This window comes from Streptomyces sp. NPDC029956 (assembly GCF_055574655.1).
On record NZ_JBVHZJ010000038.1, the window covers coordinates 64,205 to 78,385 of the forward strand.

A 14,181-nucleotide genomic window follows, 5' to 3' on the forward strand; every position below is an offset into this window, starting at 1 on the left:
CAAGAAGGGGGTGGTGCCCTAGATTCTTTTCAGTGGATCCTCAGATGCTCAGAAGCACGTTCGCTGTCGTCGAGAGACGGGCCGAACACGCCGTCACCTTCTTCTACTCGCATCTTTTCTGGAACAACCCCGCCATGCGCGAGCTGTTCCCCGAGGACATGCAGCCCCAGCGGGACCGGCTCTTCGCCGCGCTCACCCATGTGGTGACCCATCTGGAGTCCCCGGGGCTCGCCGCGTACCTGGGGCAGCTGGGCCGCGACCACCGCAAGTTCCTCGCCTCCCCCGCGCTCTACGCCGCCGTCGGTTCGAGCCTGCTCGCCGCCTTCGCGCACGCCGCGGGGGCCGCCTGGAGCCTGGAGGCCGAGAAGGCCTGGACCGAGGCGTACGGGCACGTCGCCGATCTGATGCTGGCGGGCGCCGAGGAGGCGGCCGGGGCCGGCGAGCCGGCCTGGTGGGACGCGGACGTCGTCCGGCACGAGCGGTACGGCGAGGACCTGGCCGTCCTCACCCTGCGGCCCCGGCGGCCCTACCCCTTCCTCCCCGGGCAGTACGTCAGCGTCGCTTCGCCGCGCGTTCCGCGCGTCTGGCGCACCTACTCCCTCGCGGACGCGCCCCGCCCCGACGGCACCGTCGAACTCCATGTGAGCCGGATACCGGGCGGCGCGATGAGCACGGCCCTCGTCGACGGGACGGGTCCGGGCGAGACGCTGCGGCTGAGCGCGCCGGGCGGCGGCCTCACCGCGTGCACGGAGCCGGGCGGACTCCGTACCTATATATGCGCGGGTACGGGCTGGGCGCCGGTGAAGGCGCTCCTCTCCGAGGCGGCGGAGGCCGATCCGGATCTGAAGGGCCGGCTGTTCGTGGTGGCGCGCGCGAAGGAGTACCTGTACGGCCGGCAGGACGCGGAGCGACTGAGGAGACGTCTCGGCGGACTCAGCGTCACCTACATCACCTCGGCCCCCGGCCACCGCAAGGACCAGGCGACCGAACGTCTCCTCCAGGCACTGCGGGCCTGCGTCCACTGGCCCTCGCACGACGTCTACCTCGCCGGCCCGCCAGGCTTCCTGACGGAGGTCGCGGAGGTGCTGGTGGAGCTGGGCACCGACCCGTACCGGATCCACCACGACACCCTGCAGCCCGTGGGCCGCTTCACCGCCCGCCCGAACACCGCGGCGGAACGCCTCCTGGGCCCCCCGGCCCCGCTCTGGCACAACCCGGGCGCCCGCGCACCGCGCGAGTACTGAACGGCCGCGGACTCAGGCCCCGCGCCGCCGGAGGCCGTACCGCGCCAGGACGAGGACCCCCGCGAGCGCGATCAGCCCGGAGACCGCCCGCATCCACCCCGGGGCCGCGCCGCTCGCCGCCGCCCAGCCGAGCACCAGGACGAGCAGGACCGTCCCGGCCGGACCGCCGAAGGAGCCGCCGCCGCACCGGACTCCCCCGCGCCGCCGGCCCCTCCCGCACGGGACTCACCCGCACCGGACTCCCCCGCGCCGCCGGCCCCTCCCGCACGGGACTCACCCGCACCGGACTCCCCCGCGCCGCCGGCCCCTCCCGCACGGGACTCACCCGCACGGGACCGAACCGCGCCCGTCAGGCCACGGCCTCCACGCCCTCCGCCGAGCGGATCGCGTCCCGGTAGACACGGGCCGCCGCGCGCAGCGCCGTCTCCGGGTCCACGCCCTCCGCCTCCGCCCGTACGGCGAGGCCGAGCAGTTCGTACCCGATGCCCTCGCCGGCCGGCAGGGGGACGTCGAGCCCCTCCGCCCGCACCCGACCGCCGAGCTTCGCGGCGAGCGCGAGCCCCGGCTGTCCGAGCGGCACGCCGTCGGTGACGGACTCCCGCTGCTTCTCGATCGCCTTCGTCCGCGACCAGTGCGCCTTGACCTCTTCGGGCGTCTCGGCGGTCGCGTCCCCGAAGACGTGCGGATGGCGGTGGACCAGCTTCTCCACCAGGGCCCCCGCGACATCGTCCACGGAGAACGGGTCCTCCGGGTCCTCCTCGGCGATCCGGGCGTGGAAGACGACCTGGAGGAGGACGTCCCCGAGCTCCTCGCGCAGCGCGCCCCGGTCGCCGTCCTCGATCGCCTCGACGAGTTCGTACGCCTCCTCGACGCCGTACTTCACGAGCGCCTCGTGGGTCTGCCGCGAGGACCACGGGCACTCGCGCCGGATCCGGTCCATGATCTGCACGAGGTCGAGGAGCCGGGCGCCGGGCAGGTCGTACGAGCCGGGCAGCAGCTCCAGGTCGGGCATCGTGAAGCGGCCCGAGCCGGCGAGCCGGGCGAGGCCGTCGGTCAGCGCCCGGTCGCCCTCGCCGGAGGGCAGCAGCAGGACCGTACGGCCTCCGGCGCAGGCCTCGACGAGTTCCTCGGCGGTGGGCCGGAGGTGCTCGACGGCGACCCCCGCCTCCCGCAGGTACGGCAGCTGGGGGTGGTGCGCGTCGGGGCAGAGCACCCGGTCCGCGGCGCCCAGCGCCTGCCAGGCGGGCCAGGACAGCAGTCCGGGTGCCACACGGTGGCTTGCGGTGAGCAGAACGATGCGGCCGGGGCTCTCAGATGTCACCCCTTGAACTTACTCCGCCTCACGCGCCGGCCGGGACGGCGCCCGGGTCCTGGCTGAGCTGCCGCAGCCAGGGCGCGGTGGTGTCGCCGAGCCGGACCTGGGCGTCGTCCCAGGCGCCGTAGCGCGGGTTCACGTCGATCGCGAGCGCCTTGGAGGCGGCGGAGAAGACCTCCGTCAGCTTCCGCTGGCCCTCGGGGGTGTCCGTGACGCCCAGCTTGGCGGCGATCTTGTTCATCAGGACGTTGCGGCGGACGACCTCGTCGATCTCGCCGGGCGCCACGCCCTGCTCCTGGAGGAGGACGTCGGCGAGCCGGTCCTCGCCGCCGCTCTCGCGGACGAACGCGGTCCTGGTCTCCTGGAGCTCGGCGCGGGTGACACCGACGCCGTTGTCCGCGGCGACCTTGTCGACGACCCGGTCGAAGATCATGACGTTGAGCTTGCGGCGGGGCAGGTCACCGGTGGCCTGGACGAGCTGGGCGGCCTGCGGGGATCGCTCCTGGGCGGTGCGTACGTCCTGCACCTGCGCCTGCAGGCTGGAGACGTCGATCCGTTCGCCGCCGACGACGGCCGCCGCTCCTGGGTGGGCGTCACTGCCGCAGGCGGTGAGCAGCGGGGCCGCGGCGAGCAGTGCGGCGGAGACGGTGAGCGCAGTGCGGCGGTGCAAAGGAGCCTCCCGGGCTGGTCGTGCGTCAGTTGAACGACCTTGCGGTGATCGATGTTAGGGAGTCGCCCGGGCCGGAGCCACTACTTCGGTGCGACTGTTTCCCACAACGACTCACCGGCACGCCGGGTGTCGGCCGGTACCTCATCCGTATCGAGGGCCTCGGGAGCCCCGTCGTACGCCCCCGTGTGGGTCTCCTTGACCAGGTAGTGCGGCCGTCGCTTGACCTCGTAGTAGATCCGGCCGACGTACTCGCCGATCAGTCCGACCATCACCATCTGCACACCGGCGAGGGCGGTGACGGCGACGAGGAGGGTCACGTAGCCGGGGGTGTCGACGCCGTTGACCAGCGCGTCCCCGACGATCCAGACCGCGTAGCCGAGGGCGACGAGGACCAGCAGGAAGCCGAGGTGGACGGCGGCCCTGAGCGGCTTGTTGTTGAAGGAGAGGAGGCCGTCGAGGCCGTAGTTGAGGAGCTTGCCGAAGGTCCACTTCGAGCGGCCCTGCTGGCGGACGGCGTTCTCGTACGAGAACGTCGTCGTCCGGAAGCCGACCCAGGAGAAGAGGCCCTTGGAGAAGCGGTTGTACTCGCCGAGGCCGAGGACCGCGTCGACGGTACGGCGCGACAGCAGCCGGAAGTCCCCGACGCCGTCGACGAGCTCGACGTCGACGAGCCGGTTGATCGCCCAGTAGTAGAGGCGGGCGGTCAGGGTGCGGGTGACGCGGTCGCCCTCGCGGGTGCGGCGGGCGACGACCTGGTCGTACCCCTCGGCGTGCAGCGCGACCATGCGGTGCACCAGCTCGGGCGGGTGCTGGAGGTCGGCGTCCATGATCACGACGGCGTCGCCGGCGGCGTCGCGGAGGCCGGCCAGCATCGCCGCCTCCTTGCCGAAGTTCCGGCTGAAGGAGACGTACCGGACATGGCGGGAGTCGCGCGCGGCGAGCTCCTGGAGGAGCGGGAGCGTCCCGTCCCGGCTTCCGTCGTCGACGTAGACGATCTCGAACTCGCCGTCCAGCCTGGCGAGTTCAGTGGTCACGTGGTCATGGAAACGGGCGAGGACGTCTTCCTCGTTGAAGCACGGGACGACGATCGAGATCAGCACGCCGCCCACGACAACGGAGGCCGGTGTCCCGGCCGGTCCCCATGGATGGCGCCCAGACGACCATCGCGTGAACGGGGCCGTGGGGCACGGATTCCCCCGGCCGGACGCTGGCATATTCGACAGGTCATGCCGAACGCCACTCGAACGCGGGGCTCCACGCCCCCCGCCCTCCCGCCCGCCACCGCGGGCCTCGCGACCCGGCCCACGGCCGAGGGCCCGCGCCCCCCGCTCCTCGCCGCGCTGCTCACCGTGCTCGCCGTCTGCGGCGGCGACGCCGTCGCCCGGGTCTTCCCCTTCGGGCCCCGCCACCGGGCCGTCAACGACCTCGCGAACCAGTTCGTGCCGTTCCACGCCCATCTCTGGGACCTGCTGCGGGGCCGGGCGGACGGCGGTCCGCTGCTCGACTGGCAGGCGGGCTGGGGCACGAGCTTCCTCCCCGACTACGGCACCTACGTGTCGAGCCCCTTCGCGCCCCTGGTCGCGCTCTTCCCGCGCGGGGACATCGAGTACGCGGTGTACGCGATCACCGTCCTGAAGACCGCGGTCGCGGCGGCGGCCATGACCTACCTGCTGCGCCGCCTCGGCCCCGGCACCTGGTGGTGGGCGTCGGTCCTCGGCGCCTCGTACGCCCTCTGCGGCTGGTCGCTCGCGGAGGGCACGTACAACCCGATGTGGCTGGACGGCCTGATCGCCTTCCCGCTGCTCTGCCTGGTGGGCGAGTGGGCAAGGGAGGGCAGGCGGCCGCTCCTCGGGCCGCTGGTGGTCGCGGTCTGCTGGGCGGCGAACTTCTACACGGCGTACATGGCGACGATCGGGGCGGCACTGGTCCTGGCCGCGCGGCTCGCGACGACGGACAGCGGTGGTGGTGTTGTTGGTGGTGGTGCGGGGATCGGTGCCGGTGGTGGTGCCGGTGGTCGTGTCGGTGGTGCCGGGCGCCGTGCCGTTCGTACGCTGCTGCGGGCCGGGCTGACGAACGGGACCGGCATCGCCCTCGCGGCGCCCGTCCTGGTCCCCGTCCTCCTCGGCTCGCGGCACGCCCACCCGGGCCTGGTAAGGGAGTTCGACCCGGCGCCCGCCACGGACGTCCTCGCCCGGCTGCTCCCCGTGACGTACAGCTTCTCGACCCCGGCGGCCTTCGTCTCCACGGCCGTCCTGCTGCTCGTCGCCGCGCTGCTGTTCCGCCGCGAGATCCCCCTCCGCGAGCGGTGGCTGTGGACCGGCCTGTGCGGGGCGGTCCTGGCCTCCATGCAGTGGGGCCCGACGCACCTCCTGTGGCACGCCTTCGCCACCCCGAACGGCAGCCCGTACCGCCAGACCTTCGTCCTCTCCGGCATCCTCGTGCTCGCCGCGTGGACCGGCTTCGCCCGCGGCCTGCCGGACCGCCGAGCGCTGCTCGGCGGGACGGCGGTGGTCGTGGCCCTGTCCCTGGGCTCCCTCCCGAGCCCCTTCCTCACTCCCTGGGCGCTCCTCCTCACGGCCGTGGGCCTGGTGACGGTGGCGGCGGCGCTGCTGCTCCCGCGCCGGGGCCGTTACGGGGTGCTCGCCGCGCTCCTGGCCGTCGGCACCGTGGTCGGCCAGGCGGCGGCGACGACCGCCTACGCCGACCGGGAGCGGCTGGTCCGGCTCGACGACTACCCGCCGTGGGGCGCCGGGCAGCAGCGCCGGGCGGACGCCCTGGCGGAGGCGGACGGCTGGCCCGCGTACCGCACGGACCCGGGTCTGCCCCGAGTGGCGGGCAACGATCCGCTGCTCCTGGGCGGCCAGGGCGCCGCGTACTACAGCAGCCACACCCCGGCGGTCCTGACGGAGACGCTGACCGCGCTGGGCGGCGGCTGGACGTCCCGGGGCCGGAACCTGCTGAGCCTGGACAACCCGGTGACGGACGCGCTGTTCGGCGTGGGGGCGAGGTGGCGGGACGGGAAGGTGGTCCGCGCGGAGCGGTCGGCACCGCCGCTGCCGCTGGTGACGGTACGACCGCCGGGCCCGGCCCCGGAGTACGGCAGGTCCCCCTTCCGCAACCAGGAACTCCTGCTGGGCGCCCGGGTGTACGAGGCTCCGGGGGCGGGCGGTGCGTGCCGGGTCGGCACGGAGGTCTTCCTCTGGGCCCCGGACGCGACGGGCACCGCCCGCCTGGGCCCGTACGAGACGCGACTGCTCGGCGGCGGGCCCAAGCGGCGGGCGGCGCTGACGTCCCTGGGCGTGCAGGAGCGGGAGGGGGCGAAGCCCCACGTCCCGCGCGGCGGGACCGCCGAGATCGCCTGCCTGGACCACGACCGCCTGCGCACGGCCGTGGCAGGGCTCCGTACCCGGGCCGCGACGAGGATCGACATCCGCTCCGACGGCCTGACGGCCACCCTGCCGCCGGGCACGACGGGCACGGCGGTGGTGGCCGCCCCGAGGATCGCGGGCTGGCGGTGCGAGGGCGGGAAGGCGGGTGCGTACGGCGGCCTCGTGGCCGTCGCCGTCCGTCCGGGGACGACGACCGTGACCTGCGACTTCCGCCCTCCGGGCCTGCGGGCGGGGCTCGCGGCGGGCGCGGCGGGCGCGCTGCTCCTCGCCGCGTCCCTGTGGGTGGGCGGCAGGACCCGGCGTCCGGGCGGCGGGTTCCTACGGCTCGGCGCTGGCACCCGGCGGCAGGGCGGCGGGACCCTGCGACTCGGCTCCGGGTTCCTGCGGCTGGGCGCCGGGTCCCGCCGTGGGCCGGAGGGCCCGGCCTCGCTCAGCCCGTGACCGCGACGATGCGCCAGCCCACCGCGCCCGAGGCGCCGGTCCCGCCCGTGACGGCGAGCGGGAGCTCGGCGGGCGCGCTCGTGATCCGGTGCGTCACGGGAACGCCGTCGCAGGGCACGGCCGGGATCTTCCTGCCGTCGACGACGGGCACGACCGTGCCTTCGCCGGCGCAGACGAGGGCCGGCTGGTAGGCGGCCCCCTTCTCCAGCAGGGCACGGTGGTGCACCCCGTCCGCCACCCACTCGGTCCCGGACGCCACGAACGCGGGGTCGTCCGGGGAGATCGTGTCCAGAGCCTCCTTGACGCGCTTCTCCTGAGCGGCCGCCGCCTCACCGCCACCGGCGGCTGCGGACGTGGAGGCGGTCGGCGAGGCAGATGCCGTCGCCGGTCCTCGTGGAAGATCAGCGGCGCACGGCCCGGGATCACGATCGCGGTGCCCAGGGCGTCGGCGATCCGGGCGAGAACACCGACCATGGCCCCGACGCCGACGGCTCACCGGCCCGGCACCCGCCGCTCCCACCTGATCTCGCCGTCCTCCACCCGGTCCGTGGGAGTGAGGCCGGCCGCGGCGGCGACGGCCGCCGACGCCGCGTGGTCCGGGTGGACGTGGGCCACGATCGTCCCCGCGCCGTACTCCACGAGCAGGGTCACCAGGCCCTCGGCCGCCTCCCGGGCGATGCCCCGGCCCTGCCACTCCGTGCCGATCACCCACGCGACCTCCACGACCCGCCCGTCCTCCGTGACCGTCGCCTGCACGGTGCCGGTCAGCCGGTCCTCGGCGCGGAGCCGGACCACCCAGTTGCCCCACGCCGTCGCCGGGTCCGGCGAGCCGGACGCCAACCGCTCGTAACGGGACAGCAGCTCGGGCGGGGTCAGCGGGGCGCCGCCGATGAAGGTGTGCAGGGCGGGGTCGGCGAGGACCCCCGCCATCTCCTCGGCGTGCGCGACGGTGAGCGGGACGAGGTCGAGGCGGGGGGTCCGTACCGTACGCCCGGTCACCCCGGTCACCCCGCTCCCCTCCCCGGCACTCATACGTTCCCCAGGAAACCGGGGTCGCTCTCGTCGAACCCCACGCTCGTCTCCCGCTCGAACTCCAGGAGTTCCGCCATCGTCACGACACGGCGGCTCGTCGCGGCCAGGTCCTGGTGCGCCTCCGCCGACCACAGCGGCGGGTAGAGGGTGAGCCCCCGGTCGCCGTCCAGCCGACGGACCTCGTCCTGCCAGCCGGGCCAGCGCAGCCCCGCGTAGAACTCCTCCGTGCCGCCGGACAGCATCCACGACAGCCAGGCCCCGTATCCGGCGCCCAGCGCGTCCCAGTTCAGCGAGTCCGGCGCGAAGTACACCATCTCGCCCGGCTGCCCCGGCAGCCCGACCTGCTCCGCGGGCCCGCCCTGGAGGACGAACACCCCGCCGAGCACGTCGTGGGCCACGACGAGCCCCGCCCCGGGCCGCCACCCCGGATCGGCCGTCGCGTCCGCGGGGAAGTCGTTGACCTGCGCGAGCGACGGCAGCCGCCGGTCGTTGTCGCCGGCCGGGCTGCCGTACACCCGCAGCCAGCCGTCGTCGACGAACGCCCCGCCGCTGTGGAAGGCGAACGCCCCCAGGAACGACCGCAGGGTCACCTGCGTCCGCAGCAACGCGGCCGCGCCCCGCGCCGCGTCGGCCTCCAGCACCTCTACGGGTACGGGCGCGGCCCGCAGCTTCTCTCCGAGGACGGGCCAGGCCGGGTCCTCGACCTCGATCAACTCACTCAGTTCACGCACCGGAGCATGCTCCCACCCTCCGGGGCGACCGGCTCTCCCGGCCGCTGACCGCGGGTCAATGCACCTGGGCCGCGGCAGCGGCGGCGGCCTCCGCGCTCAGCGCCACCACGATCTCGTCCTCCTCGAGGTCACCGGTGGGCGTGAACCCGAGGTCTGCGTAGAGGCGTGCGGCGGCGGTGTTCGCCGGGTGGTACGAGAGCCGTATCTCCCGGCAGTCCGGGAGCGCGGCCAGGCGGCCCAGCAGGGCGCGCAGCGCGGCCCTGCCGATGCCCCTGCCCTGTTCGGCCGCGTCGACGACCAGGCCGCCGATCCAGTGGGTGCCGCCCTCGTCGTCGTACGCCCACATGACGTGGCCCACGACCTCGTCCCCGGCGCGGACCGCGAGGGAGGTCCAGGGCCCGCCCCGCTGGGAGAGCAGCAGATAGCGCGCGCCGAGCGCCGCGACGAACCCGCGCTGGTCGTCGGCGGGGGCGACGTCGGCGACGCCCCGCCAGTTGTCCTCCGTGATCTCTTCCAGGACCACGGGCCGGCCGTCCGATCGACCCTCGTCGCGGTCCCGCCGGCCGTCCCGCCGGTCGTCCGGCCGGTCGTCCTGCCCGTCGGCGGGAGCCTTCGCCGGCCCGGCTGCCCTAGTGGCGCTGCCGAGGATTCTGGTCGGCGTGATGCGGGCGACCACGCGGACCTCCTCCGCCGGAGCCTCCGCGTACTCCGTGCCGCCGCCCGGACCGAGGTACTCCTCGGCGATGCGGACGGCCACCGCCCGGCCGGTGTCCTCGGTGAGGGTGGCCGTGCCGCGTATCTCGACGTACAGGTCGGGGTCGGCGGGATCGAAGACGGTCAGGCCGACGCGAGGGTCTCGGAGCATGTTCAGCGCCTTGCGCCGGCCTTGGGTGGTGGAGATCAGCAACTCTCCGCCGTCGCGGCTGACCCACACCACCGAACTCTGCGGGGCGCCGTCGGGGTTGAGGGTGGCGAGCACGGCCATGTGCGGGGCGTCGAGCAGGCCGCGCACGGTCTCGTTCATCTCGGTCTTCTTCTCCAGGGACATGGTGGGGAGGCTATGCGGACGCCCGGGGAGGCGCACCGGATTACCCGGGCGGCGCGGCGCCCGCGACCGGTCACGCGCCGCAGGGGGACCGGTCGTGCAGCGCCTTCAGGGCGGTGCCGACGGGGTGGCGCCGCAGGGTTCCCTCCGCGTTCTCACCCGGCCAGGGCGCGGCGCAGGACGGCGCCGAGTTCGGCGTTCTGCCGCTGCGAGACCTCGGCCGAGAGGATCGCCTGCGAACCGTGGAAGGTGCCGGGCCACTGGTGGATCTCGACCGACACCCCCGCCCGGAGCAGACGCAGCGCGTACGCGAGGCCCTCGTCGCGGTTCGGGTCGAACTCGGCGGTGGCGAGGTAGGCCGGCGGCAGGCCGGTCAGGTCCTCGGCGCGGGCCGGGGCGGCGTACGGGGTCGCGGGGGCGCCGCCCAGGTAGTGCTGCCACGAGGCCAGGACCTTGGCCCGGTGGAACCACGGCGTGTCGGTGAAGTTCACCGCCGACCACGAGTCCTGCCGGTCGTCGAGCCCCGGCTGGTTGAGCAGCTGGAAGCGGATCGGCGGCCCCTGCCGGTCGCGGGCCCGCAGGGTCACCGCGGCGGCGAGGTTGGCGCCGGCGCTGTGCCCGCCGATCGCGATGCGGTCCGGCTCGACGCCGAGTTCGGCCGCGTGCCCGACGGCCCAACCGAGGACGGCGTAGGCGTCGTCCAGGGCCGCCGGGTAGGGGTGTTCGGGGGCGAGCCGGTAGCCCACCGAGATCACCACCGCGCCGGAGGAGGCCGCGATCCGGCCGGCCCACGGGTGTTCGGTGTCCAGGTCGCCCATGAGGAATCCGCCGCCGTGCAGCCAGATGACGGCGCCCCGGGCTCCGTGCGGGCGGTAGACCCGTACCGGCACGGGCGGATCGGCGGGCACGGTGTGGTCCTCGACCTCCATGTCCGTGGTGTCGGGGGCCGGTACGGAAGCGGCCAGTTGCGCGAGGTTCTTCCGCGCGGTGACCGGGTCGGTGAGGTCGGCGCGGGGGAAGAACGGTACGAAGGCTTCGAGTTCGGGGTCCATGACGGCCATCCTCGGGGAGCCGCCCGCGCCGGGTCGTCCGCCGTCCGTCGGGCATCGAGGGCCGATCGCGCGCCGTTCGGCGGCCGCGTCCCGCCCGCCCGTCCTCCTATCCTGCTGCCATGGAGGCTCTGGCCGTACGGCTGTCCGGACTCGATCCGCACGTCGAAGGCGCGCTCCGCATCGTCGCGTTCTACGACACCCTGATGCGCAGGCGGGTGGACCTTCCCGCGCTCGCCCGGGCCTCCGCCGGTCTCGCCGAGTGCGTCACCGGCGTCGGACTCCACGGCACCGGGCGGACGATCCGCGTCGCGGCCGACGGCCGCGACGCCGCCGGCCCTGCGGGGCCCGCGTCCGGCACGGTCCCGGTCGTCCTCGACGAGGAGGAGATCGGCACGGTGTGGCTGGAGCGGGCCGGCCCGGCCGGCCCGCTCGACGAGGTGCTGCTCGACCGGCTGGCCCTCGCCGTGGCGGGGGCCGTCGAACGGTACGGTCCGGCCCGCACGACCATGGCGGACCCCGCGCTCGTCGAGCTGGTCATCAGCGCCGAGACCGACGAGGCGGCCCGCGCGCGGGCGCTGCGGCTCCTCGGCTTCGCGGCCGGGCAGCCGGTCCGGGTGGCCGCCGTACGGTCGCCGCGACTGCCGCTCGACCAGGTGGGCGGAGCCGTCTGCCCCGTCCGGCCCGTGAAGGCGGCGCGGATCGGCGGTGTCGGGGTGATCCTGGCGTCGTCCGTGGACCGGGACCGGTTCCCCGCGGGCGTACGCGCGGGCATCGGCGCGGCGGACGGGCCCCATCTGGCGTGGCGGGAGGCCCGGACCGCCCTGCGTCTCACCACCGGACGCGAACCCGTGCTCGGTCACGCGGAGCTGGGCGCGCTGGCGCTGCTCGCGGAGGTGCCGAGGGAGGTGCTGCGCGGCAACCCCGACGTCGCGGCGCTCGTCCGGGTGGCCGGAGACCCGGGGGATCCCGGGGGAGACGCACGGGAGACCCTGGACACGCTGGAGGCGTACTGCGCGGCGGGGTCGCTGCGCCGGGCCGCCGACGTCCTGCACCTGCACCACAGCAGCGTGGCCCGCCGCATCGACCTGATCGGCAGAGCCCTCTCCGTGGACCTCACCACCCCGGCGGGTCTGACCAGGGCACGCATGGCCCTGACGGCGTGGCGGCTGCTGGGCGAATAGGTCCGGTCGTCGAACTCCCGTCGTCGCCCGAAGGGCGGCCCGCGGAAACTTTCCCGGGGCCGGTCGCAACCTCGCAGGGTGACGCACGTCTGGTGGTGTGAAGGCGCCCTTCACACCGATCCACCCGACCGTGTCCGTCCCCTTCCTCGGGAGAACCCATGTCCAGCCACGCCAAGCGGAACTTCCGCCCCCGCCCCCGCATCCTGGGCGTCATCACCGGTGCCGCGCTCCTCCTCGGCGGCGGCGGCTTCGCCGCGCAGGCCCTCGCCGACTCCGGTCCGCAGCCCGCGCCGGCCGCGCCGAAGGTCTCGGTCCCGGACGCGGCCCCGGCGGCACCGGCCGCCGCGCCCGCTCCGGCCGTCGCCCCGAAGGCCGTCCCGAAGGCCGCCGCGCCCGGTACGCCCGCCCCGGCGGCCAAGCCCGTCGCCGCCCCGGCTCCGGGCACCGCCCCGAAGGTCGTCTCGCCCGGCAAGCCCGGCCCGGCCGCCGCGCCCGCACCCGCGCCCGCCGCCGACCGGGGAGCTCGCCCCGCGCCCGTCCCGGCCCCGGCGGTCAAGCCGACGGCCGCCCCCGCGCCCGCCCAGGCTCCGGCTCCGGCTCCGGCCGACGCCGCGCCCCGCGTCCAGAAGTAGCGGCACGCGGTAGCACCGAGGAGCGGGCGGCCCGGCCGGGCTTGCGCAGGTCCGGCCGGGTCGCCCCTCCGTCCCGCAACGGATCGAGGACCGTGCAGTTGTCGTACGCCATACCCGTACCCGGACACACAGACCGGCCGTCGCCCTGGTGGGCCCGGCTGTCCGCCCGTATGACCCGAGCCCGGAGCCTGTCCCGGGCCCGGACCCTGTCCCGGACCCGCCCCCGGGCCGGCGACGCCCCCGGGACCGTACGGGGACGGCATCTGCGTGCGGTGGACGCTCCGGAGGAGCAGGGGCCGCCGCCCACCCTCACCGAGCTGTACCGGGCCCGGCGGCTCGACATGGTGCGGCTGGCGCTCTTCCTCGTCGACGACCTGCACACCGCCGAGGACGTCGTCCAGGACGCGTTCGCCGCCGTGTGCCGGACGTACGGCACGTCCCTCCACGGGCTCCAGGACCCGGGCGCGTACCTGCACACCGCCGTGGTCAACGCCGCCCGTTCCGTTCTGCGCAGGCGCCGCACCGCGCGCGCCTACACCCCGCCCCACCCGGCCTCCGAGCCGCCCGTCGACGAGGGACTGCTGCTCGCCGAGGAGCACCGGCACGTGCTCGACGCGCTCGCGCAGCTGACCGGGCGCCAGCGCGAGGTCCTCGTCCTGCGCTACTGGTCGGAGCTGACCGAGGCGCAGATCGCGCAGACGCTCGGGCTCTCGCGCGGCACGGTGAAGTCGACCGCGAGCCGCGCCCTCGACGCCCTGGAGAAGAAGCTGGAGGCGGGCCGATGAGACCGCGTGCCGAGGACCCCCTCACCGTCACCGAGGAGCGGCTGCGCGCCGCGTTCGCCGCGCGCGCGGCCCTCGTCACATACCGGGACCTGCGCCGTGACGAGCCCCCGGAGGGGCGGAGCCGGGGTCTGCGGCGGGTGCGCGGAGTCGCCTTCGCGTCGCTGGGGACGGTCGCCGTCGCGGCGGCCGTGGCGGCGGCGTACCTGCTCCTCCTGGTGCCCGCCGGCACGGTCTCCCCCACTCCGGCACCGCCCGCCCGGCCCCCGGGTGTCAGCACGTCCCCGGTCCCGCCCGCCCCCACCCCGGTCGCCCCGTCGGTCACCGGACCGGGAGCGGCACCCGAGCCTGGCGCGGTGCGCCCGTCCGGGGGCGGCCCGAAGCCAGGCGCGGTACCGAAGCCAGGCGCGGAGCCGGAGCCCGGGGCGGAGCCGGCGGCGGGGACCGTTCCTCCGCGGCCCGGAGCGAACCCGGAGCCCGCGGGCCGGCCTTAGCCGGCGGCCGCGGGCTCGGCATGCGGGCATGGCGATTCGGGGGCGGCGATTCGGGGGCGGAGACATGGAAGGGGGGGAGGACCCACAGAGGGGCCGGCCCCCCCCCTCCACACCAGAGGCGTAGGAACCCCTCCCCGTGGACCCTTCCCCACACCGCCCCCCCCCTTCTCCCC

At 75.3% G+C, this 14,181-nt stretch carries 15 protein-coding genes and 1 pseudogene; 6 read left to right on the top strand and 10 right to left on the bottom strand.

What is annotated here, in order from left to right; all coding sequences use genetic code 11:
- The first annotated feature begins 44 nt into the window (after positions 1 to 44).
- Positions 45 to 1,244 (top strand): globin domain-containing protein, encoded by a 1,200-nt coding sequence (locus ACZ4XX_RS26900; RefSeq protein WP_468510434.1) that lies wholly within the window; start codon positions 45 to 47, stop codon positions 1,242 to 1,244.
- Positions 1,245 to 1,256: 12 nt separating this feature from the next.
- On the opposite strand, the gene ACZ4XX_RS26905 is transcribed toward ACZ4XX_RS26900, so the two are convergent.
- From ACZ4XX_RS26905 to ACZ4XX_RS26920, 4 genes are all read right to left on the bottom strand, one after another.
- Entirely contained in the window at positions 1,257 to 1,379 is a 123-nt protein-coding gene (locus ACZ4XX_RS26905) for a hypothetical protein (RefSeq protein WP_468510435.1), read from the bottom strand.
- A gap of 214 nt (positions 1,380 to 1,593) precedes the next feature.
- A complete protein-coding gene (locus ACZ4XX_RS26910) occupies positions 1,594 to 2,565 on the bottom strand; it encodes a nucleoside triphosphate pyrophosphohydrolase (protein WP_468510436.1) in 972 nt (323 codons plus the stop codon).
- A gap of 19 nt (positions 2,566 to 2,584) precedes the next feature.
- Positions 2,585 to 3,229: a SurA N-terminal domain-containing protein gene (locus ACZ4XX_RS26915; RefSeq protein ID WP_468510437.1), complete on the bottom strand. Its 645-nt coding sequence runs from the start codon at positions 3,227 to 3,229 to the stop codon at positions 2,585 to 2,587.
- 80 nt (positions 3,230 to 3,309) lie between these two features.
- Positions 3,310 to 4,329, bottom strand: a complete 1,020-nt coding sequence (locus ACZ4XX_RS26920) for a glycosyltransferase family 2 protein (RefSeq protein ID WP_468510438.1) — start codon at positions 4,327 to 4,329, stop codon at positions 3,310 to 3,312.
- A 126-nt stretch (positions 4,330 to 4,455) separates the two neighbouring features.
- On the opposite strand from ACZ4XX_RS26920, the gene ACZ4XX_RS26925 reads away from it, so the two are divergent.
- Positions 4,456 to 7,059 carry a YfhO family protein gene (locus ACZ4XX_RS26925; RefSeq protein ID WP_468510439.1) on the top strand — a complete coding sequence of 868 codons (2,604 nt, stop codon included), beginning with the start codon at positions 4,456 to 4,458 and terminating at the stop codon, positions 7,057 to 7,059.
- Here ACZ4XX_RS26925 and ACZ4XX_RS26930 read toward each other — a convergent pair.
- The 6 genes and pseudogenes from ACZ4XX_RS26930 to ACZ4XX_RS26955 form a co-directional block, all read right to left on the bottom strand.
- Positions 7,049 to 7,318, bottom strand: a complete 270-nt coding sequence (locus ACZ4XX_RS26930) for a hypothetical protein (RefSeq protein WP_468510440.1) — start codon at positions 7,316 to 7,318, stop codon at positions 7,049 to 7,051. The genes ACZ4XX_RS26925 and ACZ4XX_RS26930 overlap by 11 nt on opposite strands.
- Positions 7,319 to 7,551: 233 nt before the next feature.
- On the bottom strand, positions 7,552 to 8,091 hold the full coding sequence (locus tag ACZ4XX_RS26935) for a GNAT family N-acetyltransferase (RefSeq protein ID WP_468510441.1): 540 nt from the start codon (positions 8,089 to 8,091) through the stop codon (positions 7,552 to 7,554).
- Positions 8,088 to 8,822, bottom strand: coding sequence for a DUF2625 domain-containing protein (locus tag ACZ4XX_RS26940; protein ID WP_468510442.1), 735 nt, complete (start codon positions 8,820 to 8,822; stop codon positions 8,088 to 8,090). The genes ACZ4XX_RS26935 and ACZ4XX_RS26940 overlap by 4 nt, the downstream gene beginning before the upstream one ends.
- Positions 8,823 to 8,877: 55 nt before the next feature.
- Positions 8,878 to 9,345 (bottom strand): GNAT family N-acetyltransferase, encoded by a 468-nt coding sequence (locus ACZ4XX_RS26945; protein WP_468510452.1) that lies wholly within the window; start codon positions 9,343 to 9,345, stop codon positions 8,878 to 8,880.
- Between the two features lie 129 nt (positions 9,346 to 9,474).
- A pseudogene (locus tag ACZ4XX_RS26950) lies at positions 9,475 to 9,870 on the bottom strand (PPOX class F420-dependent oxidoreductase); the annotation flags it as partial.
- Positions 9,871 to 10,022: 152 nt separating this feature from the next.
- The gene (locus ACZ4XX_RS26955; protein WP_468510443.1) at positions 10,023 to 10,919 is read right to left on the bottom strand and encodes an alpha/beta hydrolase; all 897 of its coding nucleotides are present in this window, start codon (positions 10,917 to 10,919) and stop codon (positions 10,023 to 10,025) included.
- Between the two features lie 119 nt (positions 10,920 to 11,038).
- On the opposite strand from ACZ4XX_RS26955, the gene ACZ4XX_RS26960 reads away from it, so the two are divergent.
- The 4 genes from ACZ4XX_RS26960 to ACZ4XX_RS26975 all read left to right on the top strand — a co-directional run bounded on the left by ACZ4XX_RS26960 (position 11,039) and on the right by ACZ4XX_RS26975 (position 14,008).
- Positions 11,039 to 12,100 carry a helix-turn-helix domain-containing protein gene (locus ACZ4XX_RS26960; protein WP_468510444.1) on the top strand — a complete coding sequence of 354 codons (1,062 nt, stop codon included), beginning with the start codon at positions 11,039 to 11,041 and terminating at the stop codon, positions 12,098 to 12,100.
- Between the two features lie 158 nt (positions 12,101 to 12,258).
- On the top strand, positions 12,259 to 12,732 hold the full coding sequence (locus ACZ4XX_RS26965; protein ID WP_468510445.1) for a hypothetical protein: 474 nt from the start codon (positions 12,259 to 12,261) through the stop codon (positions 12,730 to 12,732).
- Between the two features lie 170 nt (positions 12,733 to 12,902).
- Complete coding sequence (locus tag ACZ4XX_RS26970; protein WP_468510446.1) at positions 12,903 to 13,517, top strand: RNA polymerase sigma factor; 615 nt, start codon at positions 12,903 to 12,905, stop codon at positions 13,515 to 13,517.
- A complete protein-coding gene (locus ACZ4XX_RS26975) occupies positions 13,514 to 14,008 on the top strand; it encodes a hypothetical protein (RefSeq protein WP_468510447.1) in 495 nt (164 codons plus the stop codon). Before ACZ4XX_RS26970 ends, ACZ4XX_RS26975 begins: the two co-directional genes overlap by 4 nt.
- Positions 14,009 to 14,181: the final 173 nt, after the last annotated feature.

Coding starts and splice junctions, on each gene's coding strand:
- ACZ4XX_RS26900 (WP_468510434.1), top strand. CDS start 45: ATGCTCAGAAGCACGTTCGCTGTCGTCGAGAGACGGGCCGAACACGCC.
- ACZ4XX_RS26925 (WP_468510439.1), top strand. CDS start 4,456: ATGCCGAACGCCACTCGAACGCGGGGCTCCACGCCCCCCGCCCTCCCG.
- ACZ4XX_RS26935 (WP_468510441.1), bottom strand. CDS start 8,091: ATGAGTGCCGGGGAGGGGAGCGGGGTGACCGGGGTGACCGGGCGTACG.
- ACZ4XX_RS26955 (WP_468510443.1), bottom strand. CDS start 10,919: ATGGACCCCGAACTCGAAGCCTTCGTACCGTTCTTCCCCCGCGCCGAC.
- ACZ4XX_RS26960 (WP_468510444.1), top strand. CDS start 11,039: ATGGAGGCTCTGGCCGTACGGCTGTCCGGACTCGATCCGCACGTCGAA.
- ACZ4XX_RS26965 (WP_468510445.1), top strand. CDS start 12,259: ATGTCCAGCCACGCCAAGCGGAACTTCCGCCCCCGCCCCCGCATCCTG.
- ACZ4XX_RS26970 (WP_468510446.1), top strand. CDS start 12,903: ATGACCCGAGCCCGGAGCCTGTCCCGGGCCCGGACCCTGTCCCGGACC.
- ACZ4XX_RS26975 (WP_468510447.1), top strand. CDS start 13,514: ATGAGACCGCGTGCCGAGGACCCCCTCACCGTCACCGAGGAGCGGCTG.